Source organism: Streptomyces sp. Ag109_O5-1 (assembly GCF_003814875.1).
GTDB classification, from domain to species: Bacteria; Actinomycetota; Actinomycetes; order Streptomycetales; family Streptomycetaceae; genus Streptomyces; species Streptomyces sasae.
In genome coordinates, this window is record NZ_RKQF01000001.1 from 1,904,218 (window position 1) to 1,927,383 (window position 23,166).

Here is a 23,166-nt window from a genome sequence, read left to right on the forward strand (position 1 = left end):
CGATGCAGTTCGGACGCACGTATGAGGAGTTCGAGGTCGGCGCGACGTACAAGCACTGGCCCGGGAAGACGGTCACGGAGTACGACGACCACCTGTTCTGTCTCCTCACCATGAACCACCACCCGCTCCACATGGACACGAATTACGCCGAGAAGACGACGGACTTCGGCAAGAACGTGGTGGTCGGGAACTACATCTACTCGCTGCTGCTGGGCATGTCCGTGCCGGACATCTCGGGCAAGGCGATCGCCAACCTGGAGATCGAGTCGCTGAAGCACGTGGCGCCGACCTTCCACGGCGACACGGTCTACGGCCAGACGACCGTGCTCGACAAGTGGCCGTCCAAGTCGAAGAACGACCGCGGCATCGTCTACGTCGAGACCAAGGGCTACAAGCAGGACGGCACGCTCGTGTGCGTCTTCCGCCGCAAGGTGATGGTGCCGACCGAGACGTACATCAAGGAGCGCGGCGGCGAGCAGCCGGGCCGCCCCGAGCTCAAGGAACAGGGGAAGTAAGCGATGGCCCGTCTCGCCCAGACCGCCGGTCTGACCGATATCCAGCAGGAGATCCTCTCCACCGTCCGCGACTTCGTGGACAAGGAGATCATCCCGGTCGCCACCGAGCTGGAGCACCGCGACGAGTACCCGCAGCAGATCGTCGACGGCCTCAAGGAGCTCGGCCTGTTCGGCCTGATGATCCCCGAGGAGTACGGCGGCCTGGGCGAGTCCCTCCTGACGTACGCGCTGTGCGTCGAGGAGATCGCCCGCGGCTGGATGTCCGTCTCCGGCATCATCAACACGCACTTCATCGTGGCGTACATGCTCAAGCAGCACGGCACGCAGGAGCAGAAGGACCACTTCCTGCCGCGCATGGCGGCCGGCGACATCCGGGGCGCGTTCTCGATGTCGGAGCCGGGCCTGGGCTCGGACGTGTCGGCGATCACCTCGAAGGCGGTGAAGGACGGCGACGAGTACGTCCTGAACGGCCAGAAGATGTGGCTGACGAACGGCGGTACGTCCTCGCTCGTGGCCGTCCTCGTCCGGAGTGACGAAGGACACCCCGAGGGCACGGCGCCCCACAAGTCGATGACGACCTTCCTGGTGGAGAAGGAGCCCGGCTTCGGCGAGGTCCGCCCCGGCCTCACCATCCCGGGCAAGATCGACAAGATGGGCTACAAGGGCGTCGACACCACCGAGCTGATCATGGACGGGCTGCGGATTCCGGCCGATCGGGTGCTCGGCGGCGTCACGGGCCGAGGTTTTTACCAAATGATGGACGGAGTGGAGGTCGGCCGCGTCAACGTGGCGGCGCGCGGCTGCGGTGTCGCCCAGCGCGCGTTCGAACTGGGCGTCCGGTACGCCCAGCAGCGTCACACTTTCGGCAAGGCGATCGCCCAGCACCAGGCCATCCAGTTCAAGCTGGCGGAGATGGCCACCAAGGTCGAGGCCGCGCATGCCATGATGGTCAACGCCGCACGCAAAAAGGACTCGGGGGAACGAAACGACCTTGAGGCCGGGATGGCGAAATACCTCGCCTCCGAGTACTGCAAGGAGGTCGTGGAGGATGCTTTCCGGATCCACGGCGGCTACGGGTTCTCCAAGGAGTACGAGATCGAACGTCTCTACCGTGAGGCGCCGATGTTGCTGATCGGCGAAGGTACCGCCGAGATCCAGAAAATGATCATCGGGCGCAGATTGCTCGAAGAGTATCGATTCCAGGGCTGATTGTCCCGGTACGGGGTGTTTTCTTCGAGAAGAAGATCACACCCCGTCAACGGTCTTCGGCCGCCGACTCGGCTTCCTGGCTTGCCCAGTTGCGGCCCCCGACCGGTACGATCCCGGAAAGCCGCCGTCCCCGTATCCTGCGCGGCATCATCCGCTACGAAGGTCATCCATGCCCCACAGCCAAACCTCTGCACATCGAGACAGCCTGGCCGGCGTACGCCTCGCGCGCGGAGCATCGCCGTGGCTTCTCCCGACCGTCGCCACCGCAGCCGTCAGCCTTCTCCGCGCCCGTCGCTCCGGCGCCGCCAAGGCCGTCGCCGTACCCGCCACCGCGCTCGCGGCGGGCATGCTGTGGTTCTTCCGCGACCCCGAGCGTGAGATCGCCCAGGGCCGTGTCATCTCGCCCGCCGACGGTGTGGTGCAGAGCATCATGCCGTGGAAGGACGGACGCACCCGCGTCGCCATCTTCATGAGCCCGCTCAACGTCCACGTCAACCGCGCGCCCCTGTCGGGCACGGTGACGTCGGTGGAGCACATCCCCGGTGGCTTCGTTCCCGCCTTCAACAAGGAGAGCGAGAACAACGAGCGCGTAGTCTGGCATTTCGACACCGAACTCGGCGACATCGAGATGATCCAGATCGCCGGCGCGGTGGCCCGCCGTATCGTGCCCTACATCCCGCAGGGCACGAAGGTCGAGCAGGGCGACCGCATCGGTCTGATCCGCTTCGGCTCGCGCGTCGACATCTACCTGCCCGAGGGCGTGGAGGTCGCGGTCGAGGTCGGGCAGAAGACCGTGGCTGGGGTGACTCGCATTGACCGTGATTGATCCTGAGACCCAGGCGGGCTGGGTGCCCGAGGCCGACGAGATCGGCGACGACGAGGAGGAGATGCCGCTCTCTCTCCGCCTCTCGATAGCGGACACCCTCACCCTCGGCAACGCCACGTGCGGCTTCATGGCGGTGTACTTCACCACCACCGGCATCCTGATCCCGCACCTCACCGGCGACGACCAGTCGGCGGGCATGGCGCGGCACAGCGCCGCCACCGCGGTCATCCTGATGCTCTGCGCGGCCATCTTCGACCTGTTCGACGGCCTGGTGGCACGCAAGCTGCGCTCCTCCCCCATGGGCGCGGAGCTGGACAACCTCTCCGACCTGATCAGCTTCGGTCTGGCCCCGGCGTACTTCGTCCTCGTCTACGGCATGGTGGCGGACGACGCGTACCAGAAGGTGGCCGCGGTCGGAGCGGTCGTGGTGCTGCTGGCCGTGGTGCTGAGACTCGCGCGCTTCTCGTGCGTGACACCGCCGAACGGCATGTTCCAGGGCATGCCGTCGCCGTTCGGCGCACTCACCGTCGTCTCGATCGTGCTCCTGGAGCTGCCGTTCTTCGCGACGCTGCTCGCGATCCTCGGTACGGCGTGGCTGATGGTGAGCCGGGTCGAGTACCCGAAGCCGCGCGGCCGCCTCGCGGTCGCGATGCTGTCCTGGATCGTGCTCGGGGTGGGCCTCCTGGCGGCCTGGGCGTTCGACGCGCCCGGCGGTCAGCTGCTCCTCCAGACCGGCTGCGCGCTGCAGCTGGTGACCGGCGCGGTGATCCCGCTGTTCGCCACGGCCCGCCGGGTGAACAACTTCCGCGACAACCGACGCGAGGCGAGGACAGCACAGCTGCCGTAGCGACAACGCCGAGGGCCCCGGACCGTAACTCGGTCCGGGGCCCTTCGTCGTTTTCCCACCCACCCGACTCGGTCGACTGGACAGGCACCGTCCGGGCGAGCCGTCGGCCGTCCCAGCCACCCGGCCCGCCGCACAGCCACCCCGGTCCCCGGCCCGCCTCATGGCGTCCCAGCCGCGGCCCGCCTCATAGCCTCTGGGCCGCGGCCCGTCTCATGGCCCTCTCCGCCCTCTCCGCTCCCGGCCCGCCTCGGCCTCTTGGTTCACTTCTTGTCCCACCGAGTCGGGTGGTGGAGGGGCGAAGGTTCCGGGGGTCCGGGGGCGGAGCCCCCGGTGGGATCAGGTCAGGAAGTCCTCCGCGATCCGGGCCGCGACGCGTTCCAGGATCGGCCCCGCATCCGCGATGCACTTCACCACGTCCGGCTCCTCCGACGTCAGCGGATACGCCCGCCGGATCCCCGCCCGGCCGATCGCCTCCGGCGGCAGCGCGAGGCGGCCGCACACCGCCACCACCTCCTTGCCCGCGGCACGCGCGGCCGCGGCCACCCCGGCCGGCGCCTTCCCGTGCAGCGTCTGCTCGTCGAGCGAGCCCTCGCCGGTGATGACGAGCGTCGCCCGCTCCAGCGCGGGTGCGAAGCCGAGGACGTCGAGCATGACCTCGATGCCGGCCCGGAAACGCGCGCCGAGCAGCAGCGCGCCGTATCCGATGCCGCCGGCCGCACCGGCGCCCGGGGACGCCGCGTACCCGGCGGCGCGCGGGCCAGCCTCGGCCTCCAGGACCTTCGCGTAGTGGGTCAGCGCCGCGTCCAGCAGGTCCACGTCGTCCGGAGAGGCACCCTTCTGCGGTCCGTAGACCGCGGGCGCGCCCTTCGGACCGGTCAGCGGGTTGTCGACGTCGCTGGCGAGGATCAGGTCGACGGAGGACAGTCGCGGGTCCAGCCCGGACAGGTCCGCGCGGGCGAGGTCGGCGAGGCCGCCGCCGCCCGGTGGCACCGGCTCTCCGTCCTCGTCCAGGAACCGCGCCCCTAGCGCCGACAGCATGCCAGCGCCGCCGTCCGTCGTGGCGCTGCCGCCGACGCCGAAGACGATCGTGCGCGCACCCGCGTCCAGCGCGGCCCGCAGCAGCTCTCCGGAGCCGTATGTGGAGGCCGTGAGCGGTGCGAAGACCCCGCGGGGCAACCGCTGCAGTCCGCTCGCCTCGGCCATCTCCACGACGGCGGTGTCGCCGCGCAGCGCGAACGCGGCGGTGACCTCCTGCCCCAGCGGCCCGGCGACTTGTCGCTCGTGGCGTTCGAATCCGGCCGCGACCGCCGCGGCCACCGTGCCGTCCCCGCCGTCGGCGACGGGCAGCGCCTCCACTTCGACGCCGGGCACCACCCGCCGGAGCCCCGCCGTGACCCGGTCGGCGACCTGCACGGCCGTCAGCGAGCCCTTGAACTTGTCCGCGGCGATGAGCACGCGCTGTGTCACCTGTATCCCCTTGCTCTCCGGGCCTCGCGCACGTCAAGGCCAGTCGCGCCGCTGTGACCCTAACCGGAGGACACCCTTGCCGTCATTCCCCGCCCGAACCCTGGGAACGGGCTGGGAACCACCTGGGAAAACGGGTAGACCGCAGACATGGGCAAGCTGCAGTCCGAGCTCACCGACCGCGAGCTCGCCGAGGACGTCCTCGCCGACCGCGTCCTCGGCGGCTGGCTCGGCCGGATCGCGGGCAACATGCTCGGCAAACCGGTCGAGCGGGGCGACCTGTGGACGCGGGAGCGCATCGACGCCTATCTGCGGCGGTCCGGTGCCCTGCCGCTGACCGACTACCTCCCCGAACCCGTCGACGAGACCGACGCCCTCGCGCTGCGCCCCGAGTGGCGGCAGTGCGTGCGCGGCCGGATCCACGGCAGCTGCCGTGACGACGACGTGGACTACGCGATCCTCGGCCTGGACCTCCTGGAGACCCACGGCTTCGGCTTCAGCACCGAGGAGGTCGGCGAGCTGTGGCTGCTGCGGCTGCCGTATCTGCAGACGTTCACCGCGGAGCGGGCCGCCTACCGCAACCTCGCGAGCGGCCTGAAGCCGCCCCTCACCGCCACCTACGACAACCCCTACCAGGAGTGGATCGGCGCCCTGATCCGCGCCGACATCTTCGGCTGGACCTGCCCCGGCGACCCGCACCGGGCCGCCGCCCTGGCCCGCCGGGACGCCGTCCTCTCCCACGCCGGCAACGGGGTGTACGGCGCGATGTGGGCCGCCGCGCTGATCTCGGCGGCGTTCACCGCGCCGACGGTGCGGCAGGCGGTCGAGGCCGCGCTCACCGTCGTACCGGCGAGCTGCCGCCTGGCCCGGACCGTACGCCGGGTCGTCTCCCTGCACGAGACCCGGCTGAGCTGGGAGGACACCCTCACCACCGTCTCCGTCGAGACCGCGGGCCTCGGCTGGATCCACGTCGTCCCCAACGTGGCCGTCCTCACCGCCGGGCTGCTCTACGGCGACGGCGACTTCACCCGGACCGTCGCGCTCACCGTGCGCGGCGGCCTGGACACCGACTCCAACGGCGCGACGGCTGGCTCGGTGGCCGGGGTGCTGACCGGTGCGGCGGCCGTCCCGGACCGGTGGAAGGACCCGCTGGAGGACACGGTCCGCAGTGCGGTCTTCGGCTTCGACGGGGCCCGGATCAGCGATCTGGCGGCGCGGACGGTACGGCTCGCCCGGACGGGTACCGGGTCCGGTCTGGATACCCTGCCTGGGTGACCACCACCGACACGTATGCCGCATACATCGCGAGCCTCCCCCGGATCCTCGCCGGGGCCGCCGCGCTCTTCCGGGACGCCGAGGGGCGGGTGCTGCTCGTCGAGCCCAACTACCGGGAGGGCTGGGCGCTGCCGGGCGGGACCATCGAGTCCGACGACGGGGAGACCCCGCGTCAGGGTGCCCGCCGGGAGACCCTGGAGGAGATCGGCCTGGACCGGGAGATGGGCCGGCTGCTCACGGTGGACTGGGTGCACGGGACGGCGCGGCCGCCCCTGGTGGCGTATGTGTACGACGGCGGTGTCCTCACCGACGCGGACCTCGGGGCGATCAGGCTCCAGGAGGAGGAACTGCTGAGCTGGCGGCTGGTGCCCCGCGCGGAGGTCTCCGACTATCTTCCGGGGTCGCTGGGGCAGCGCGTGCTGATCGCGCTGGACGTGCTGGCCGAGGGTTCGGGCCCTGCCGAGCTGGAGAACGGCCACCGGGTGGGGTGAACCCGGTCAGGTGAGCCCGGGTGCGACGAGCCGGTCACAGCCAGCCCCTGCGGGCGGCGATCGCACCCGCCTGGAACCGGTTCGTCGCGCCGAGCCGGGTGAGCAGGGCGCTCACCCGGCGTCGCATGGTGCGCGGTGACCAGCCGAGCCGCCGGGCGATGGCCTCGTCCTTGAGCCCGGCGGCCATCAGCGCGAGCAACGACCGGCCCTCGTCGCCGAGTTCGTCACCGACCTCCCCGTGCAACGGCACGGCCTGCCGCCGGCACGGCTCGAAGAAGTCGACGAGGGGCGTCCAGCAGCGCGGACGGCCGTACGACGACGGCGCGACCTGGACGCCCGTCCCGTCCACGGTCCGCGGCACTCACGGCTGGGTCTCCCTCCGGGCGAGCGGCACGGACAAGGCGGGCGACACCTTCAGCCAGACGGTGATACGCGCCTACCGACTGGGCTGACCGCTCCTCGCTCCCGGCGCCGGAACATCGTGCGCCGGGAGCGATGTCCGTACGCCGCCCGGCCGTTCGGGTCGGTCCGGCCACCTGCTAGCGTGCCCGGATGGAGGATCTGGGACCCGTGGCCTGGCCGCCCGAGCCGATCAGGACCGAGAGGCTCGTGCTCCGTGCGCCCGAGGCCCGGGACCGTGCGGCGTTCGTCGAGCTGCTGGCGTCGCGGGCGGTGCACACCTACCTCGGCGGCCCCCGGCCGCGTGCCGGGCTAGAGCGCGAGCTGCCCGCGGTGCCGGAGCGGTGGCCGGGGAGTTTCGTCGTTGATCTCGACGGATCGATGATCGGCCAGCTCCTGCTCAGAAGAGCACCGGAGCACCATCGTCCGGCCGCCGCGGGGAAGGCCGATCTCGGTTACCTGTTCCTGCCGCAGGCATGGGGATTCGGGTACGCCGCCGAGGCGTGCGCGGCGGCACTCGGCTGGCTCGCCGGCGCGCTTCCCGGCGAGCCGGTGGTGCTCACCACCCAGACCGCCAACGCCCGCTCGATGCGTCTCGCGGCGAAGCTGGGGTTCACCGAGGTGGAGCGGTTCGAGGCCTGGGGCGCCGAGCAGTGGCTCGGCATGTGGTCCCCGGTCACGTCGTCCGGTTGAGTCCGCGGCGGGACCGCTGACCAGCCGCACCCTGATATCCGTTCGCCGCCGGCCGTACAGGCGTCCTAGGCTCGGCGCATGAACAAGCCTCTCGTCGCCATCCTGAGTGGCGCGGGCATCTCCACCGATTCCGGGATTCCTGACTATCGCGGTCCCAACGGCCTGTGGCGCAAGGATCCCGAAGCCGAGAAGCTCGTCACGTACGAGTACTACATGGGCGATCCCGAGATCCGGCGGCGGTCGTGGCAGATGCGCCTCAAGAACCGCGCGCTCCTCGCCGAGCCGAACGCCGCGCACCGGGCCGTGGCCGAGCTGGAGCGGTCCGGGGTGCCGGTCAGGGTCATCACGCAGAACGTCGACGGACTCCACCAGCTCGGTGGTGTGACCGCGCGCAAGGTGCTCGAACTGCACGGCACCGCACGGCAGGTGGTGTGCACGCAGTGTCATGCGCGCGGGCCGATGGCGGACGCGCTCGCCCGTGTCGAGGCCGGCGAGGACGATCCGCCCTGTCTGGAATGCGGCGGGATCCTCAAGTCGGCGACCGTGATGTTCGGCGAGCGCCTGGACCCGGTGGTGCTCGGCGACGCGCTCGCCATCAGCAAGGCGTGCCAGGTGTTCATCGCCGTGGGCAGCAGTCTGCAGGTGCAGCCCGCCGCCGGCCTCGTGGGTGTCGCCGCCGACCACGGCGCCCGGCTGATCATCGTCAACGCGGAGCCGACACCGTACGACGAACGGGCCGACGAAGTCGTCCGGGAACCGATCGGCGCCGCACTGCCCGAACTGCTCCGCCGGTTGCAAGGCTGAGGCCGGAACACCCGGCAAACGCTGCCTCTTCGTGTTTGTGAGGATGCTGTGGGTGACAGGGAAAAGTGGTTCCGGCTTCCGGAGCCCCTCCCTACCCTCCAGTGCTCATGGCAGCAGAACACGCGCAGCAGTCTCAGGGGCACAACGAGCGCAACGGGCACAGCCGCAGACGTTTTCTGACCACGACCGGAGGGGCGGTCGCCGGAGTCGTCGGCGGGGGAACAGCCGGCGCCCTGTGCGCCGCCGGCAGCGCGGCCGCGGCTTCCTCCGGCAGGCGTGTCGCCGTTCTCGGCGGCGGAGTCTCCGGCCTCAGCGCCGCCCACGAGCTCGCCGAACGCGGCTACGAGGTCACGGTCTACGAGTTCTACGACGTTCTCGGCGGCAAGGCCCGCTCGATGGACGTCCCCGGGACCGGAACGGGCGGCCGCAAGCCGCTTCCCGGCGAGCACGGCTTCCGCTTCTTCCCCGGCTTCTACCGGAACCTGCCGGACACCATGCGCCGTATCCCCTTCCCCGGCAACACGAACGGCGTCCACGGCAACCTCCGCAACGGTACGGAGGAGTTGTTCGCCCGCGGTTCCGGCCGCCCGGACCTGCACTTCCCGCTCCGCCGCGCCACCACCCCGCCCGCCCCCGGCGACCTCACCCCGTCCTGGATCCGCGACCAGATCCTGTCGGTGCTGGACCTCGCCACCCATCTGCCCGCCCACGAGGCCGCTTACTTCGCCGACCGCCTCCTGGTCCACCTCACGAGTTGCGACGCCCGGCGTGAGGGCCAGTGGGAGAAGGTCGCCTGGTGGGACTTCATCCGGGCCGGCGAGATGAGCCGGGAGTACCAGGTGCTGCTCGGCATCGGCCAGACCCGCAACCTCGTCGCCACTCGCGCCGAGATCGCCTCCACCCGCACCGTCGGCCGCGTCATCATCGAGGCCCTCATCCTGTGGGGGCTGCTCGGCCGCGGCCTGGACGGCGACGCGGACGTCGACCGGGTGCTGAACGCGCCGACCAGCGAGGCGTGGATCGACCCCTGGGAGACGCAGCTGCGCTCCCTCGGCGTCGAGTTCGTGCTCGGCACCGAGGTCCGGGAGGTGGTGTACGACGGCGGCCGGGTGACCGGCGTACGCGTGGCGGAACGGGACGGCGGCCGGCAGCGCACCGTCACCGCCGACCACTACGTCTCCGCCCTCCCGGTCGAGCACGCGCGTGTGACCTGGGGCCCGGCCCTGCGCGCTGCCGACCCGCAGCTCGGGCGGTGCGACGCGCTGAAGACGGACTGGATGACCGGCGTGATGTTCTACCTGCGCACGCCCACCCCCGTCGTGCACGGCCACATCAACTGCCTCGACTCACCGTGGGCGGTCACCGGAATCGGCCAGACGCAGTTCTGGGACGTGCGGGACTTCGCACGCGACTACGGAGACGGACAGGCCCACGAGTGCCTGTCCACGATCATCTCCGAGTGGGACAAGCCCGGCATCCTGTACGGCAAGACGGCCCGCGAGTGCACCAAGGACGAGATCGTCGCCGAACTGTGGGCCCAGCTGAAGGACGGGCTGAACGACTCGGGCAAGACGACACTCAGGGACGAGGACCGGCTCGGCTGGTTCATGGACCCGGCGGTGACGGGCCTCGGCGGCCCCGACCCGCAGAACCGCGAGCAACTCCTCATCCACCCCACCGGCACGCTCTACCACCGCCCGTCGGCGAGGACGGCGGTGCCGAACTTCTTCCTCGCGGGCGACTACGTCCGTACGGATGTGGACCTGGCGACCATGGAGGGAGCCAACGAGTCCGCGCGACGCGCCGTCAACGCACTCCTGGACGCGGACGACTCCGGCGCCGAGCGGTGTCACATCTGGGAGTTGTTCCGGCCGCCGGAGATGGAGCCCCTGAAACGCGTCGACGAGGCGCGCTATCGCCTGGGCCTGCCCAACACCTTCGACCTGGGATAGGACCCGCCGACGTGAGCCCGGCGAGGCGTTCGACAGCCCGGCCGACGCACAGGCCTGCGCGAAGTACATCCAGGCCGCCGACTACAAGACCGCCGCGAACAACCTCGGCCGACCGGGGGTTCCGTGCCGTCCTCCCCCAGGGCGAGAAGGAAGAGCCCGGTCAGAAGAGCCCCGTTCCCCGTTCGAAGTCCAGTAGGCGTCGTTTGCGGGGCAGGCCGCCGCCGTAGCCGGTGAGGCTGCCGTTGGCGCCGATCACTCGGTGGCAGGGCACGATGATGCCGACCGGGTTCTTGCCGTTGGCGAGGCCGACCGCGCGGGATGCCTGGGGATTGCCCAGGGCTTCGGCCAGTTCGCCGTACGAACGGGTCTCGCCGTAGGGGATCCGGCGCAGTTGCTCCCAGACGCTGCGCTGGAACGGGGTGCCGTTCAGGCGCAGTTCGACGGTGAACTCCTTCAACCCACCCGCGAAGTAAGCGGAGAGCTGTTCCTCCGTCTCGGCGAAGAGGTCGTCGTCGCGGTCGCCGAAGGTCTCCTCGGGCGGACGGTGCCGCTGGTCCTCCATGTAGAGGCCGCAGAGGGTGCCGTCCTCGGCGACGAGGGTGAGGGGGCCGTACGGGCTGTCGGTGACTGTGTGGTTCTTCATGGCAAGGTCCTTACACGGGAAGGAAGTTGATCGGGTGGCTGTCGGTCGCCCACAGGTACTGGACCGCGTAGGCCCGCCAGGGGCGCCAGGCCGCCGCGCGTGCGGTGAGTGCGGCCGGGGTGCCGGGCAGGCCCAGCTCCTGGGCGGCGCGGCGGATTCCGAGGTCGGTGGGGAGGAAGGCGTCGGGGTCGCCGAGGGCACGCATGGCGATGACGTCGACGGTCCAGGGGCCGAAGCCGGGCAGGGAGAGGAGCTTGGCGCGGGCTTCCGCCCAGTCGCTCTCCACGCCCAGGGGGAGGGTGCCGTCGGCGAGTTGGCCGACCAGGGTGGTGAAGGTGGTGCGGCGGGTGCGGGGCATCGCCAGGGACTCGGGGGGCACCTCCGCCAGCGCCTCGGGGGACGGGAAGAGGTGGGTGAGGCCGCCCTCGGGGTCGTCCACCGGTGTGCCGTGGGCGGTCACCAGGCGGGCCGCGTGGGTGCGGGCGGCGGCCGTGGACACCTGCTGGCCCAGCACGGCCCGGACGGCGAACTCCGCCTCGTCGACCGTGCGCGGCACCCGCCGTCCCGGTGCCTTGTCCACCAGCGGGGCCAGGAAGGGGTCCGTGCGCAGCTGGTCGTCGATGGCGACCGGGTCGGCGTCCAGGTCGAGCAGGCGGCGGCAGCGGCTGATGGCGACGGGCAGGTCCCGCAGGTCGCTGAGGGTGAGCCGGCAGGCGATGTGGTCGGGCCTCGGGGTGAGGGCGACGATGCCGTGGCCGTACGGCAGCCGCAGGGTCCGCCGGTAGGCGCCGTCCCGCCACTCCTCGACGCCGGGCACGGCGGTGGCGGCGAGGTGCCCGAAGAGGTTGTCGGGGTTGAGGGGGGCGCGGAACGGGAGGCGGAGGGTGAGCGTGCCGGGGGCGAGCTGTGCCGACCTGGGGCGGCGGTCGCGCAGTTCGGTCGGCGAGAGCGCGAAGACCTCGCGGACGGTGTCGTTGAAGGCGCGGATCGAGGAGAAGCCGGCCGCGAAGGCGATCTCCGCCATCGGCAGGGCGGTCGTCTCGATCAACAGACGGGCGGTCTGGGCCCGTTGGGCGCGGGCCAGGGCCAGCGGTCCGGCGCCGAGTTCGGCGAGGAGCTGGCGTTCGACCTGCCGGGGGCTGTAGCCGAGGCGGGCGGCGAGGCCGGGCACGCCCTCGCGGTCCACGACTCCGTCGGCGATCAGCCGCATGGCGCGGGCGACCAGGTCGGCGCGCTGGTTCCACTCCGGGGAGCCGGGGCTGGTGTCGGGGCGGCAGCGCTTGCAGGCCCGGAACCCGGCCTGCTGGCAGGCGGCCGCGCTCGGGTAGAACGTCATGTTCTGTGGCTTGGGCGGAACCACCGGGCAACTGGGCCGGCAGTAGATACGGGTCGTCAGGACGGCCGTGAAGAACCAGCCGTCGAACCGCGCGTCCTTCGACTGCACGGCCCGTACGCAGTGCTCTCGGTCGAGGTGCATCCCTGTCTGCATGAGACCAGCATCGGCCACCGGAGGGGGCCGATGCTGGCGGAAATCCGACACGAAGGTGGGCTGACCTCAGGCCCGGGGAGGCTCAGTCGAAGTAGTGGTCCTGGTCCAGGTCGGCCAGCAGTCCCGGCTGCTCGGGCTGCCAGTCGTACCGCTCCCGGGTCGCGGCGCTCGACGTGGGGTTGTCGTTGCCGACGAAGCGGCCCATCCAGCCGAAGTGTGCGGCCGCCTCCTTCGGCGCGAGGGAGACGGCCGGTACGTCGAGGCGGCGGCCGATGACCTCGGCGATGTCGCGCAGCCGCACGCCGTCCTCGGCGGCCGCGTGCAGCACGGCACCGGCCGGGGCCGTCTCCAGGGCCTTGCGGTAGAGACGGGCGGCGTCCAGGCGGTGCACGGCCGACCAGCGGTTGACGCCCTCGCCGAGGTAGGCGGAGACGCCCTTGTCCCTGGCGATGGCGATCAGGTACGGGACGAAGGCGTGGTCGCCCGCGCCGTGCACCGAGGGGAGCCGGATCGCGGAGACCCGCACCCCGCGGTCGGCCAGGGCCAGGGCGGCCCGTTCCGAGTCGCCCCGGTGCGCGCCGGGCGCCGCCGGGTCGGGGCCGTCGGCTTCGGTGCCGAGGCGGCCCGGGGCGAGCAGGCCGGTCACGGAGCTGATGACCAGGGGGCGGCCGGAGTCGGCGAGCGCGTCGCCGAAGGCGGCCAGGGCCGCCAGTTCGGTGCGCAGGGCGCCGTGCGGGTCGGAGAAGTCGTGGTTGAAGCCCGTGTGGACCACACCGTCCGTGGCGTCCGCCGCGACCCGCAGTCCGTCGACGTCGTTCAGGTCGCCCCGGTGCGCCTGTGCCCCCACCTCCTTCAGGGCCGCCTCGGCCGCGTCCGAACGGGCGAGGCCGAGCACCTGGTGCCCGGCGCCGAGCAGTTCGCGGACCACCGCGCTGCCGATGAACCCGGTGGCGCCGGTGACGAACACACGCATGACGAATCACCTCACGGAGAGTGAAAGTTCTGGAACGGCTCCAGCGTGCGTCCGGCCCGGCGCCCGGGTCCAAGACCTGTTCCGTACCGGGTGATGTTCCTTCGGTCATGACCGCAGTTCACAGCGTTCACGGCGGCCGCAGTCGGGCGGGAGCTACAGTCGAGGGGTGCCCGATTCCCCTGTACCGCCGGTGGACCTGGAGCTGCGCCTGGTGCGCTACTTCACCGTGGTCGCCGAGGAACTGCACTTCGGCCGCGCCGCCGAGGCTCTGCATCTCGCCCAGCCCTCGCTGAGCCGTCAGATCCGGCGTCTGGAGCGGGAGTTGGATGTCCGGCTCCTTGACCGCACCCCGCGCGGCACCCGGCTCACCGAGGCCGGGGAGACCTTTCTGCCGCAGGCCAGGGAGTTGCTGCGGACCGCCGCCCGGGCCGCCGCGAGCGCCCGATCCGCCGCCGCGCACGGCCCGTTCACCGTCGGTTACACCACCCACCAGATCGTCACCCCGGCCGTACGCGAGCTGCGCCACCGCCACCCGCGGGCCGACATCCGCACCCAGCACGTGGACTGGAACGAGCCGCGCGACGCGCTGCTCGACCACCGCGTCGATGTCGTGGTGTCCCGGTTCCTGTTCCGCGCCGACGACCTGGACGTCCGGGTCCTCTACGACGAGCCGCGCGTCCTCCTGGTCCCGGTCGGCCACCGGCTGGCCGGCAAGGAGTCGATCACGCTCGCGGACTTCGCCGACGAGCCCCTCCCCCGCTTCGCCGGAGCCGACCGGATCGGGGCGAATCCCGCCGGCCACACCAATCTGGGCCCTCTGGTGGAGACGCTGGAGGACAAGCTGGAGCTGGTCGCGAGCGGTGAGGTGGTGTCCCTGGCGCCGGCCGGGTTCCGCGGCAGCCTGCGGCCGGACATCGCCGTGATCCCGGTCGAGGACGCCGAGCCCGTCCAGGTCGTCCTGGCCGCCCGGGCAGGCGACCGCCATGCGCTGCTCCCGGCGTTCCGGCACGCGGCCGAGACCCACCTGGTCCCCGCCGACGCCGCCCGCTGACGGTCCGTGAACGTCACAGGGGTTGCCGCCGTCGGCGGCAACCCCTGTGACGTTCACGGACCGTCAGACCCGCTCCTCGGAGTCATCGCGCTGCACCACGCACAGCGCCCAGATGATGAATCCGGACAGCGCGATCATCACGACGGACCAGACGGGGTAGTACGGCAGGGACAGGAAGTTGGCGATGATCACCAGCGCGGCGATGGCCACACCCGCGCCGCGTGCCCACGCGGCCGGCTGGAACAGGCCGATGCTGACGGCCACCGCGATCACGCCCAGCACCAGGTGGATCCAGCCCCAGCTGGTGAGGTCGAACTTGAACACGTAGTTGGGCGTGGTGACGAAGACGTCGTCCTGGGCGATCGCCATGATGCCCCGGAAGACCGCGAGCAGTCCGGCGATCATGAGCATCACGGCTGCGAAGGCCGTCAGTCCGCCGGCCCACTGCATCCGGGCGGTGTGTGCGTGCGGGTGCTGCGCGGGGTGTGTCGCTGTCATACGACTGCCTCGATTCGTTCTCTGAGGGGCTCAGCGCCTCGGTGCACCGGACACGGTCCCGGGGGCACCGGCCACGCTGCCGGGGCGGCCGGCGGCCGGCCCGAGGTCACTCAGGACCAGTTCCTTGGCCCTGCGGAACTCGTCGTCCGAGATGTCGCCGCGGGCCTTCATCTCGGAGAGCTTGGTCAGCTCGTCGACGCTGCTGGTCCCGCCAGTGCCGCCCCTGGCGGTCTCCCGGACGTAGGACTCGAACGCCTTCTGCTGGTCGCGGGCCTGGGCGATCTCCCGCTGCCCCATGCCCTTGCCACGGGCGATCACGTAGACGAGGACGCCCAGGAACGGGACCACGATGCAGAGGGCCAGCCAGCCGGCCTTGGCCCAGCCGCCCATCGAGTCGTCGCGGAAGATGTCCAGGACGACCCGGAACAGCAGGACCAGCCACATGATCCACAGGAAGAGCCACAGCATGGTCCAGAAGGCGCTCAGCAACGGATAGTCGTACGCGAGGTAGGTCTGCGCGCTCATTTGTGTCCTCCGTCCACGGCACCGGCTGTCGAGCCGGGCTCAGGTTTTCAGCGTGCGCACGGCACCCGGTGGAAGGCCTCACCCTGCGCGGGTGATCGTGGGCCCGGGAACGGCCGGCGGCACCGGGCGCTCCCGGGCGGCCCTGAACTGGTCCGTGTGGTCCTGGCGGCTGTCACTCCGGCACCGGCCGCATCTCGACGACCCGCAGTCCGAGCGACAGGCAGCGGTTCAGGAGCCCGTACAGGTGCGCCTCGTCGACGACATGACCGAACAGGATCGTCTGACCCGACATCATCACGTGATCCATTTCGGGGAATGCCTTGGTCAGCGTCTCCGACATGATCCCTTCGAGGCGGATCTCGTAGCGCATGGGACGTCTCCCGCCGCGGGGCTGCTGCGGTCCATCCACCGAGCCTGCGCCGCGCGGCGGCGTTCGGCCTCACCCGGCAGAGGTGAACCGTCGCCGAACCTGCGTTCCGGTGGGCAGGGGGCGGGTCACAGCAGGCCGCGGTCGCGGGCCCGGCGTACCGCGTCGCCGCGCCGGCCCACCCCGAGTTTCCGGTAGACGCTCTTGAGGTGCGTCTTGACCGTGTTCACGGAGACGTACAGATCGGCGGCGATCTCCTGCGTGGACATCAGCTGGGCCAGCCGGGTGAGCACCTCGCGCTCACGGGCGCTCAGCTCCTCCACCACCGGCACCGGCGGCTCCTCGCCCGCTCCCCGTCCGCCGCCCGGCGCGCAGCCGTCGCCGAGGAGCCAGCCCGCGGTCAGGCCGTGCAGCGGCGGGGCCTCCAGCAGGCACCGGATCCGCGGTCCGGCGTCCAGGAACGGGCGCCGCAACCGGTCCCGGCGGGCGTCCAGGAGCGCCCTGGCGAGCAATTTGCCGGCGGCACCGGTGTCCCCCGCCTCCGCCGCGGCGCGGGCGCGCACCAGCGTGGCCCGGACCGTCACCCCGGGTCCGGCCCGGTCCGTGGTGCCCAGCCGCTCGGCCGCCGCGACGGCCTCCTCCTGGCGGCCGGCGGCGAACCGGGCCCATGCCAGTTCCGCGGCGTACCCGGGCTCGTCCTGGCAGGGCAGGTCGTCCAGCGCCTTGGCGGCCGTCTCCGGCCTGCCCTCGGCGAGGTGGGCGGCCGAGGCGGCCAGAGCCGTGTGGGCCTCGGCCCAGGGCGAGGGCGTCAGGGCCGGTACGGCAGGGCCGGCGGCGGTCGCCGCGGCCCGCGGGTCGCCGAGCGCCAGCAGGAGCCGTGCGGTCGCCAGGGCCCGGGCAGCCTCGGTCACCGGGTCGGGCAGGCCGGAGCCGGGTCCGGCCGCCTCGTCGAGCAGGCTCCGGGCCCGCTCCAGCTCGTCGCGGTCGACGGCGACGGCGGCCAGCACCAGCTGCGCGAGCCCGGCGCCGGGGGCGTGCTCCCCGCCGGGATACCGTGCCGCGGCCGCAGCCAGCGCCTGGCTCTCCGCCCTGCCGATCCAGCCGCCGAGATAGTCGATCAGCGCGAGATGGGCGAGGGCGTCCTCCCGTGGCAGGGCCGACGCCGTGTCGCAGGGGGTGGCGAGCACCTCGGTCAGCACCGCGCGCGCGTCGTCGAAACGTCCGGCCCATACCCGCGCCGAGCCCACATGGCAGAGCAGCAGGGCGGTGAGTTCGGGGTGTTTCGCCAGCAGCTGGGCGGGCACCTCGCGGCGCAGCCGCAGAGCCGCGGACATCGCCTGCTCGGCCCGGCCGGGGGCACCGGTCAGCCGGGCCGCCATGGCCTCCAGCAGCGCTCCGCTCAGGCGACGCGCGGCGGACGCCCCGTCGGGCAGGTTCTCCTCGGCGTGCCCCAGGTGGGCCAGGCCGAGACCGAGATCGGGCCCGGACAGCTCGCGGGCCGCGCGCACCAGGTCCGCCGCCGCGCCCGTGGCGGCGGAGTCCATGCGGGAGAACAGCTCGGTGACGTCGTCCGCGGGCGGGCCGGCGATGAGCCGGCCGAGCGCCAGGTCGTCCACGAGCGCGCCGGCGGTGAACTCCCAGTCACCCGCCGCCGCGCCGTGCGCCAGTGCCTCCGGTATCGCGCCGGAGTCCCGCAGCCAGCGGGCGGCCCGCAGATGGAGTTCCGGTTCGAGTCCCGGGGAGCGTGCCCGCAGATGGACCCGGAGGATCTCCGCGAACAGCGGGTGCAGCCGGTACCAGGAGTGCCCGAGGTCCTCGACGAACGCGTTCTGGCCGTGCAGCTCGGCCAGCCGGGCCTCGACACCGCCGCAGTCCGCCAGCGCCTCCGCGAGTTCGGGGCAGAAGCAGTCCAGCACGCTGACGCGCAGCAGCAGGTCCTGGGTCCCGGCCGGCTGGGCCTTCAGCACCTCGGCGAGCAGGAACTCGGCGATCATGCTGTGCCCGGCCTCGAACTCCTTCAGGTACGTCTCCGGGGTCCGCGCTCTGCTGGGCGGCCAGGGCGCACAGGCGCAGCCCGGCCGCCCAGCCCCCGGTGCGTTCCACCAGGCCCCGCACCGCCTCCGTGGGCAGCCGCAGTCCGTGCCGCGCCAGCAGCTCGGCCGCCTCCTCGGTGGTGAAGGCCAGCTCGGCGTTCCTGATCTCGGTGACGGCGCCCGCGCTCCGGTAGCGGTGCAGGGGCAGCAGGGGCTCGGAGCGGGTGACCAGGACCAGCCGCAGCCCGTCCCCGGCATGGTGCAGGACGAACTCCAGCTGCTCGGCCGCATCGGGGGCGGCCAGCCGGTCGAAGTCGTCGAGCACGAGGATCGCGGGCCGCTCCCGCCGGTTCAGGGTGTCGGCGATGCGGGTCAGCAGCCGGTGGTCGACCCGGGCCGCGTCCCGGGGGCCGGAGACTCCGGCGGGCAGCGGTGTCCCGGTCTCGTGGAGGGCGTGCAGCACATAGGCCCAGAACCTGCCCGAGCCCTGGTCAGCGGCCTCCACGGTGAGCCAGGCGACGGGCTGCCCGAGTCCGGCGGCCCAGTCGGCGACCAGCAGGGTCTTGCCGGCGCCCGCGGCACCGTCGACGATCGTCAGCGGCCGGTCGAGGGCCTGGTCCAGGTGGCCGGCGAGCCGGGGCCGGCGCAGGAAGGTGGGCGGCCTGGCCGGCACGGCGAACCGCGTCCGCAGAAACGGCTCGGCCGGCGGACCGGCCGGTACGGCGACCGGTCGGCGCGGGTACTCGTCCTGGACGGCCACAGAGATCACCGCCCCTGCCCGTCAGGGCGCTGTCGGCGCTTCACACCTTCAGAATCCCAGCCTCGCCGCCACACCGCAGACCACGACCGACCGCCCCCACCACAGCCTCCCCGCCTGGGCGCAGGGCACGACCGACCCGGCCCGCCACACCCCCGCCCCGCATGCGCAGGGCGGGGTCCGTCGAGGGCCGTCGGGTGTGGGGTCATGTCCGGTCGCCGGGGTGGGCCGGGGCGGCGGCCGGGGGCGTGTCGGCGTCGCTGCGGCCGGCGGCCGCCAGCAGGCAGAGCACCGCGAGGACGGCCAGCAGCACGAGCACCAGCAGCAGGACCGTGAGCACGGTGGGATGGTTCCAGAGAGCGAAGACCAGAGTGATGATCAGCAGTGCGGCAAGGGTGATCCACCGCCGGTACGCGAGCGCCCAGGTGCCGGCCCGTCCGGTGCGGACGTGGTGCCCGGCCGCCCAGCGGGCGGCCGAGTCCGCCGTACGCTCCGACGTGCCCCGGACAGCCACCGGGAGGCGTCCCGGCCCGATGAAGTAGGCGCCCAGGGCGATGACCACGCCCAGGACGACGGCCGTACGCAGGCTGACCCGCAGGAAACGCACCAGCGTGTCGAAGACGGCCGCGGCCGCCGCCTTGGACTGCACCTGGGACGGCAGGTGGTCCAGGTAGTAGCGGCGGGCGACGGCCAGGCCGACGGCTACCACCAGGCAGGCGAAGGCGGCGCCCAGCGCGGTGCGCGCCAGGGCCCGGCGCCGGCCGCGGGCGAGGAGGACACCGGCCGCGCCGAAGAGCACCACGAGGACCGGGAACCAGTTCCCGACGATGTCGAGCAGGCGGGCGCCCTTGCGGAACTTCGCCAGCTCGTCGGACTGGAACAGCACCAGCTGCTTGTTCACCTGGGGGATTTTGTCTGCGGGTTTCAGGCCCGCGTCGACCAGGTCCTGCTTGACGCGGTCGACGGCGGTACCCACGTCCAGGGTGACCGTGCCGTCGCTGACCCCGATGGCGCCGCGGCCCTTGCCGGTCAGGGCGTGCACGACGGCCTGGTGGGCGGCACGGTTGGCGGTGCGCCAGAGGCCGGCGAAGGCATCGCTGCGTACCACGCGGGTGGCGGCCTTGGTCACCGTCTGGTCGACGGCGTCGTCGATCTGCGGCCCCAGTCCTCTGAGCGCGTCGGCGGCCCGGGGCGGCAGTCCCTGTGACTGCAGCCAGCCGGCGATGTCCCCGGCGACCTGAGGGCCGTCCACGTGGGTGCCCACGGCCTCGGTGATCCGGTGCACGGCCGCGTCCTGGACGGCGGGCTCCGTCGCGAGGGGAGCGACGGTGGACACGTAGCGGTCGGTGTCGAGGACGATGTCGTGCACCCAGGTCGCCAGCAGGGCGACGGGCACCAGGATGCAGGTCAGCACGGTGAGGACGGCCGAGGAGGTGCTGCGCGCGATCCGGCCGGCGGCGCCGCCCGGGTGTCCGTTCGGCCCGGCCCCGCTCCCGGTGGTGTCCGGGTCCCGGGGCTGTGGAGCGGGCGGTTCGGCCACGGGACCTCCGACGTGCTGGGAGCCTGATCACCCCCATTGCCCCAGTCCTGCCGCCCCGCCGCTCGCCCGGGCGGGCCGAACGGGCGACGGATACCCGCCGTCAGGTCGTCCCCGCGTCCCGGTCCCGGCTCGGTGGCGGGCTGCCGAGCCGGTCGGCGAGGAACGGTTCCTGGGCGAGGACCGCGCCGCAGCTGACGCTGACCGTGGCGGCCAGGCAGACCACGATCAGCCAGGACAGGAGCACGAAGACCGATCCCAGGGAGCCGTATCCGGCCAGGGCTCGGTTGAGTGCCCGCGGCATGTAGAAGCGCGCGGTGGCCGTCAGGGCGGTGAGGGTGATCGCCGTGATCAGAGCACCGGGAAGCAGGGGCTTCCAGGTGACGCAGCCACCGAGCAACAGGTGCTGGGTCCACCACCACAGGCCCGCCTCGGCGACGAGGGTGACCGGGACGCCCAGCCAGGCTCCCAGGCCGAAGCCGTCGTGCAGCGAGCCCTGCACGATCAGCGCGGTGATCCACAGCGCGAGCCAGGCCACCCAGCGCCACGGTGCGACCCGGCCGCCCCTGGGGACCTCCCAGGAGCGTTTGCACAGCCGCTGCACGGCCCGGCTGACGGCGGTGGCCGAGATCAGCACCATGAGCACGCCGATCACGCCGGTGGTCTGCCGCAGGCTCTCCCCCTGGGGCTGCATCAGCTGCTGGATCTCGGCGTCGGCCGGACCGGTCAGCCCGAACACCGAGCGCATGGAGCGGATCAGCTGGTCCCGGATGGCCGGCGGGGCGTAGGCGGCGAAGACGAAGAGCAGCGGAACGGCGGCCAGGAAGCACAGGGAGGCCAGTCGGGTGGCGGTGTCGAAGATGTTCACGGACACCATGCGGTCCGCGAGGTGGATGACGACCGGGTACCGGACCTCCGCCCGCCGGTGCACCTCCTGTGCCCAGGCGACCAGTCGCGCGGTCCGCGCGCGCCACCCGGACGGAACGGGCCGGGAGCCGGTGCTCGGCACCCGCCCGCTGGTCTGCATGGCATCGCTCCTTCCTGCGTCCAGAGTGCGGGGCGGGCGCCCCGGCGGCACTCCGGAGGGCTTCGCCGGGAGCCGCCCCGGATGTCGTAGGGGCAACTCCTGCCTACGCTCGTGGTGTCCGAGACGCTGGGGGTCGCCATGGTGCTCGATCTGGTGCTCATCGGCCTGGCGATCACGCTCGAACCGCTGCCTCTCATGGCCTTCGTCCTGGTGGTGGCGTCGGCGAGGGGGGTGTGGAAGGGCCTGGTCTTCATCCTGAGCTGGCTGGCGTGCCTGACCCTGGTGATCGCGATCGTCCTGGTGCTGACCGGCGGCGAGCCGCCACCGCCGAGGTCCCCGCCCTCCACCGCCGCCCTCGCGGCGAAGCTGTTCATCGGGGTGTCGCTCGTCCTCTACGGTGAGCACCGGCGCCGGCGGCGCGGCGGTCTGCGTGGCCGGCGGCCCGGGAGCGGGCCGACCGGGCCCGAGCCGTCGGCGTCCGCGTCGCCATCCGCGTCCCTGACCTCGCACATGGATCACAGCACGGTCTGGAGCGCGGCCGGCCTGGCCGTCCTGCTGCAGCCCTGGGGGCTGGTCGCGGCCGGGGCGACGACCGTGGTGGAGGCGGACACCTCGCACTTCACGACCTGGCTCGCCCTGGTCGGTTTCTGTGTCCTGGCCACCGCGAGCCTGCTCGCCGTCGAGTTGTACGTGGTGTTCGCCCCGACCGCGGCACGGGCCCGCCTGCTGCGGCTGCGGGCCTGGCTGGCAGGCCACCAGGAGCAGGCGCTGGTGGCGCTGTGCCTGCTCCTGGGTTTCTGGCTGGTGGGCAGGAGCCTTTACCAGCTGACGAGCTGACGAGCCGACGAGCCGACGAGCCGACGACCGACCAGGGACCGAGGGTGGCCACGGACGGTGGCCACGCCGGCCCGCTGGAGTGCGGTGGTCCGGTGCCGGTGCTGGAATGGAGCGTGCGGCCTGACGACCGCACCGCCCCGCACACTCCCGCGTCGCTCAGGAGGAGTGGCCATGGACAGCGTCGAGGACATGGGCCCCGTCGACTACCTGGTGATCGAGTTCCCGGGCAACCGCCTGACGGGCGAGGCCCTGCCCCTGCTGGTCGACCTCGCCGACCGCCGCATCGTACGGATCCTCGACCTCGCCTTTCTGCGCAAGGACGCCGACGGCTCGGTCTCCGCGCTGGAGTTGCGGGATCTCGGCGACGAGGAAGCCGATCTCACCGTCTTCGAGGGGGCCTCGTCCGGGCTGCTGGACGAGGGTGACCTCGCCGAGGCGGGCAACGCACTGGAGCCCGGCAACTCCGCCGCGGTCCTGGTGTACGAGAACCTGTGGGCCGCTCCCCTGGCACGCGCGCTGCGACGCAGCGGGGCCGAGCTGGTCGCGAGCGGCCGGATTCCCGTGCAGGCCCTGCTGGCTTCGCTCGACGCCGTCGAGGAGCCGACGCCGCCCGACGGATCCGCCGCCGCCTGAGGGGAGATGAGGGACATGCCCGGACTGCTGCGGGGAATCGCCCGCACCGCTGTCGTCGCGGGCACCGCCACTGCGGTGTCCAACCGGGTCTCGCGACGCCAGGCGGGCCGCTGGGCCCAGCAGGACTACGAACAGCAGGAGCCGCAACCGCAGGCCGCGTGCCAGCCACCGCCGCCGACGCAGCCCGTCGAGGACGAGATGACGGCCCGGATCGGCCAGCTCAAGGAGCTGGCCGAGCTGAAGGCGCAGGGCGTTCTGACCGACGAGGAGTTCGCAGCCCAGAAGCGCCGGCTCCTGGGCTGACGCGGGGTTTTCCTCAGT

23 protein-coding genes and 1 pseudogene are annotated in these 23,166 nt (G+C 72.2%); 13 read left to right on the forward strand and 11 right to left on the reverse strand.

The window, feature by feature from the left end:
- The first annotated feature begins 2 nt into the window (after nucleotides 1–2).
- The 4 genes from EDD90_RS08615 to pssA all read left to right on the forward strand — a co-directional run bounded on the left by EDD90_RS08615 (nucleotide 3) and on the right by pssA (nucleotide 3,397).
- Nucleotides 3–515 carry a MaoC family dehydratase gene (locus tag EDD90_RS08615; protein ID WP_123972516.1) on the forward strand — a complete coding sequence of 171 codons (513 nt, stop codon included), beginning with the start codon at nucleotides 3–5 and terminating at the stop codon, nucleotides 513–515.
- A 3-nt stretch (nucleotides 516–518) separates the two neighbouring features.
- Nucleotides 519–1,724: an acyl-CoA dehydrogenase family protein gene (locus tag EDD90_RS08620; protein WP_123972517.1), complete on the forward strand. Its 1,206-nt coding sequence runs from the start codon at nucleotides 519–521 to the stop codon at nucleotides 1,722–1,724.
- Nucleotides 1,725–1,893: 169 nt separating this feature from the next.
- Nucleotides 1,894–2,550 carry a phosphatidylserine decarboxylase gene (locus EDD90_RS08625; RefSeq protein ID WP_123972518.1) on the forward strand — a complete coding sequence of 219 codons (657 nt, stop codon included), beginning with the start codon at nucleotides 1,894–1,896 and terminating at the stop codon, nucleotides 2,548–2,550.
- 22 nt (nucleotides 2,551–2,572) lie between these two features.
- Nucleotides 2,573–3,397 carry a CDP-diacylglycerol--serine O-phosphatidyltransferase gene (pssA, locus tag EDD90_RS08630; RefSeq protein ID WP_123981024.1) on the forward strand — a complete coding sequence of 275 codons (825 nt, stop codon included), beginning with the start codon at nucleotides 2,573–2,575 and terminating at the stop codon, nucleotides 3,395–3,397.
- A gap of 336 nt (nucleotides 3,398–3,733) precedes the next feature.
- Here pssA and EDD90_RS08635 read toward each other — a convergent pair whose 3' ends face one another.
- On the reverse strand, nucleotides 3,734–4,852 hold the full coding sequence (locus tag EDD90_RS08635) for a glycerate kinase (protein WP_123981026.1): 1,119 nt from the start codon (nucleotides 4,850–4,852) through the stop codon (nucleotides 3,734–3,736).
- Nucleotides 4,853–5,011: 159 nt separating this feature from the next.
- Between EDD90_RS08635 and EDD90_RS08640 the strand changes: the two genes are divergently transcribed.
- Both EDD90_RS08640 and EDD90_RS08645 read left to right on the forward strand, forming a co-directional pair.
- Nucleotides 5,012–6,136, forward strand: coding sequence for an ADP-ribosylglycohydrolase family protein (locus EDD90_RS08640; RefSeq protein ID WP_123972519.1), 1,125 nt, complete (start codon nucleotides 5,012–5,014; stop codon nucleotides 6,134–6,136).
- The gene (locus EDD90_RS08645) at nucleotides 6,133–6,627 is read left to right on the forward strand and encodes an NUDIX hydrolase (RefSeq protein ID WP_123972520.1); all 495 of its coding nucleotides are present in this window, start codon (nucleotides 6,133–6,135) and stop codon (nucleotides 6,625–6,627) included. Before EDD90_RS08640 ends, EDD90_RS08645 begins: the two co-directional genes overlap by 4 nt.
- A gap of 34 nt (nucleotides 6,628–6,661) precedes the next feature.
- On the opposite strand, the gene EDD90_RS56955 is transcribed toward EDD90_RS08645, so the two are convergent.
- Nucleotides 6,662–6,988, reverse strand: a complete 327-nt coding sequence (locus EDD90_RS56955; RefSeq protein ID WP_260327735.1) for a response regulator transcription factor — start codon at nucleotides 6,986–6,988, stop codon at nucleotides 6,662–6,664.
- A gap of 191 nt (nucleotides 6,989–7,179) precedes the next feature.
- Here EDD90_RS56955 and EDD90_RS08655 point away from each other — a divergent pair, with 191 nt between their 5' ends.
- The 3 genes from EDD90_RS08655 (at nucleotide 7,180) to EDD90_RS08665 (ending at nucleotide 10,475) form a co-directional block, all read left to right on the forward strand.
- The gene (locus EDD90_RS08655) at nucleotides 7,180–7,719 is read left to right on the forward strand and encodes a GNAT family N-acetyltransferase (protein ID WP_123972521.1); all 540 of its coding nucleotides are present in this window, start codon (nucleotides 7,180–7,182) and stop codon (nucleotides 7,717–7,719) included.
- 78 nt (nucleotides 7,720–7,797) lie between these two features.
- Nucleotides 7,798–8,523 (forward strand): Sir2 family NAD-dependent protein deacetylase, encoded by a 726-nt coding sequence (locus EDD90_RS08660; protein ID WP_123972522.1) that lies wholly within the window; start codon nucleotides 7,798–7,800, stop codon nucleotides 8,521–8,523.
- Nucleotides 8,524–8,630: 107 nt separating this feature from the next.
- Nucleotides 8,631–10,475 (forward strand): FAD-dependent oxidoreductase, encoded by a 1,845-nt coding sequence (locus EDD90_RS08665; RefSeq protein WP_123972523.1) that lies wholly within the window; start codon nucleotides 8,631–8,633, stop codon nucleotides 10,473–10,475.
- A gap of 160 nt (nucleotides 10,476–10,635) precedes the next feature.
- Here EDD90_RS08665 and EDD90_RS08670 read toward each other — a convergent pair whose 3' ends face one another.
- The 3 genes from EDD90_RS08670 to EDD90_RS08680 all read right to left on the reverse strand — a co-directional run bounded on the left by EDD90_RS08670 (nucleotide 10,636) and on the right by EDD90_RS08680 (nucleotide 13,580).
- Nucleotides 10,636–11,118: a methylated-DNA--[protein]-cysteine S-methyltransferase gene (locus EDD90_RS08670; RefSeq protein WP_123972524.1), complete on the reverse strand. Its 483-nt coding sequence runs from the start codon at nucleotides 11,116–11,118 to the stop codon at nucleotides 10,636–10,638.
- Nucleotides 11,119–11,128: 10 nt separating this feature from the next.
- Nucleotides 11,129–12,595 carry an AlkA N-terminal domain-containing protein gene (locus EDD90_RS08675; RefSeq protein WP_123981030.1) on the reverse strand — a complete coding sequence of 489 codons (1,467 nt, stop codon included), beginning with the start codon at nucleotides 12,593–12,595 and terminating at the stop codon, nucleotides 11,129–11,131.
- Between the two features lie 94 nt (nucleotides 12,596–12,689).
- On the reverse strand, nucleotides 12,690–13,580 hold the full coding sequence (locus EDD90_RS08680) for an SDR family oxidoreductase (protein ID WP_123972525.1): 891 nt from the start codon (nucleotides 13,578–13,580) through the stop codon (nucleotides 12,690–12,692).
- Nucleotides 13,581–13,746: 166 nt separating this feature from the next.
- Between EDD90_RS08680 and EDD90_RS08685 the strand changes: the two genes are divergently transcribed.
- Nucleotides 13,747–14,631: a LysR family transcriptional regulator gene (locus EDD90_RS08685; RefSeq protein ID WP_123972526.1), complete on the forward strand. Its 885-nt coding sequence runs from the start codon at nucleotides 13,747–13,749 to the stop codon at nucleotides 14,629–14,631.
- A gap of 63 nt (nucleotides 14,632–14,694) precedes the next feature.
- Here EDD90_RS08685 and EDD90_RS08690 read toward each other — a convergent pair whose 3' ends face one another.
- From EDD90_RS08690 to EDD90_RS08715, 6 genes and pseudogenes are all read right to left on the reverse strand, one after another.
- Nucleotides 14,695–15,129 (reverse strand): hypothetical protein, encoded by a 435-nt coding sequence (locus tag EDD90_RS08690; protein WP_123972527.1) that lies wholly within the window; start codon nucleotides 15,127–15,129, stop codon nucleotides 14,695–14,697.
- 30 nt (nucleotides 15,130–15,159) lie between these two features.
- Nucleotides 15,160–15,654 carry an SHOCT domain-containing protein gene (locus tag EDD90_RS08695; RefSeq protein WP_123972528.1) on the reverse strand — a complete coding sequence of 165 codons (495 nt, stop codon included), beginning with the start codon at nucleotides 15,652–15,654 and terminating at the stop codon, nucleotides 15,160–15,162.
- Between the two features lie 172 nt (nucleotides 15,655–15,826).
- Nucleotides 15,827–16,024 (reverse strand): hypothetical protein, encoded by a 198-nt coding sequence (locus tag EDD90_RS08700; RefSeq protein ID WP_123972529.1) that lies wholly within the window; start codon nucleotides 16,022–16,024, stop codon nucleotides 15,827–15,829.
- 125 nt (nucleotides 16,025–16,149) lie between these two features.
- A pseudogene (locus tag EDD90_RS56960) lies at nucleotides 16,150–18,823 on the reverse strand (LuxR C-terminal-related transcriptional regulator).
- A gap of 193 nt (nucleotides 18,824–19,016) precedes the next feature.
- Nucleotides 19,017–20,351: a hypothetical protein gene (locus tag EDD90_RS08710; RefSeq protein ID WP_260327736.1), complete on the reverse strand. Its 1,335-nt coding sequence runs from the start codon at nucleotides 20,349–20,351 to the stop codon at nucleotides 19,017–19,019.
- A 100-nt stretch (nucleotides 20,352–20,451) separates the two neighbouring features.
- Entirely contained in the window at nucleotides 20,452–21,375 is a 924-nt protein-coding gene (locus tag EDD90_RS08715; RefSeq protein WP_123972530.1) for a YhjD/YihY/BrkB family envelope integrity protein, read from the reverse strand.
- 138 nt (nucleotides 21,376–21,513) lie between these two features.
- Between EDD90_RS08715 and EDD90_RS08720 the strand changes: the two genes are divergently transcribed.
- From EDD90_RS08720 to EDD90_RS08730, 3 genes are all read left to right on the forward strand, one after another.
- On the forward strand, nucleotides 21,514–22,212 hold the full coding sequence (locus EDD90_RS08720) for a GAP family protein (protein WP_123981034.1): 699 nt from the start codon (nucleotides 21,514–21,516) through the stop codon (nucleotides 22,210–22,212).
- 171 nt (nucleotides 22,213–22,383) lie between these two features.
- Nucleotides 22,384–22,845 (forward strand): DUF6325 family protein, encoded by a 462-nt coding sequence (locus EDD90_RS08725; protein WP_260327737.1) that lies wholly within the window; start codon nucleotides 22,384–22,386, stop codon nucleotides 22,843–22,845.
- A gap of 15 nt (nucleotides 22,846–22,860) precedes the next feature.
- Nucleotides 22,861–23,148, forward strand: a complete 288-nt coding sequence (locus tag EDD90_RS08730; RefSeq protein ID WP_123972531.1) for an SHOCT domain-containing protein — start codon at nucleotides 22,861–22,863, stop codon at nucleotides 23,146–23,148.
- The last annotated feature ends 18 nt before the right edge of the window (nucleotides 23,149–23,166 follow it).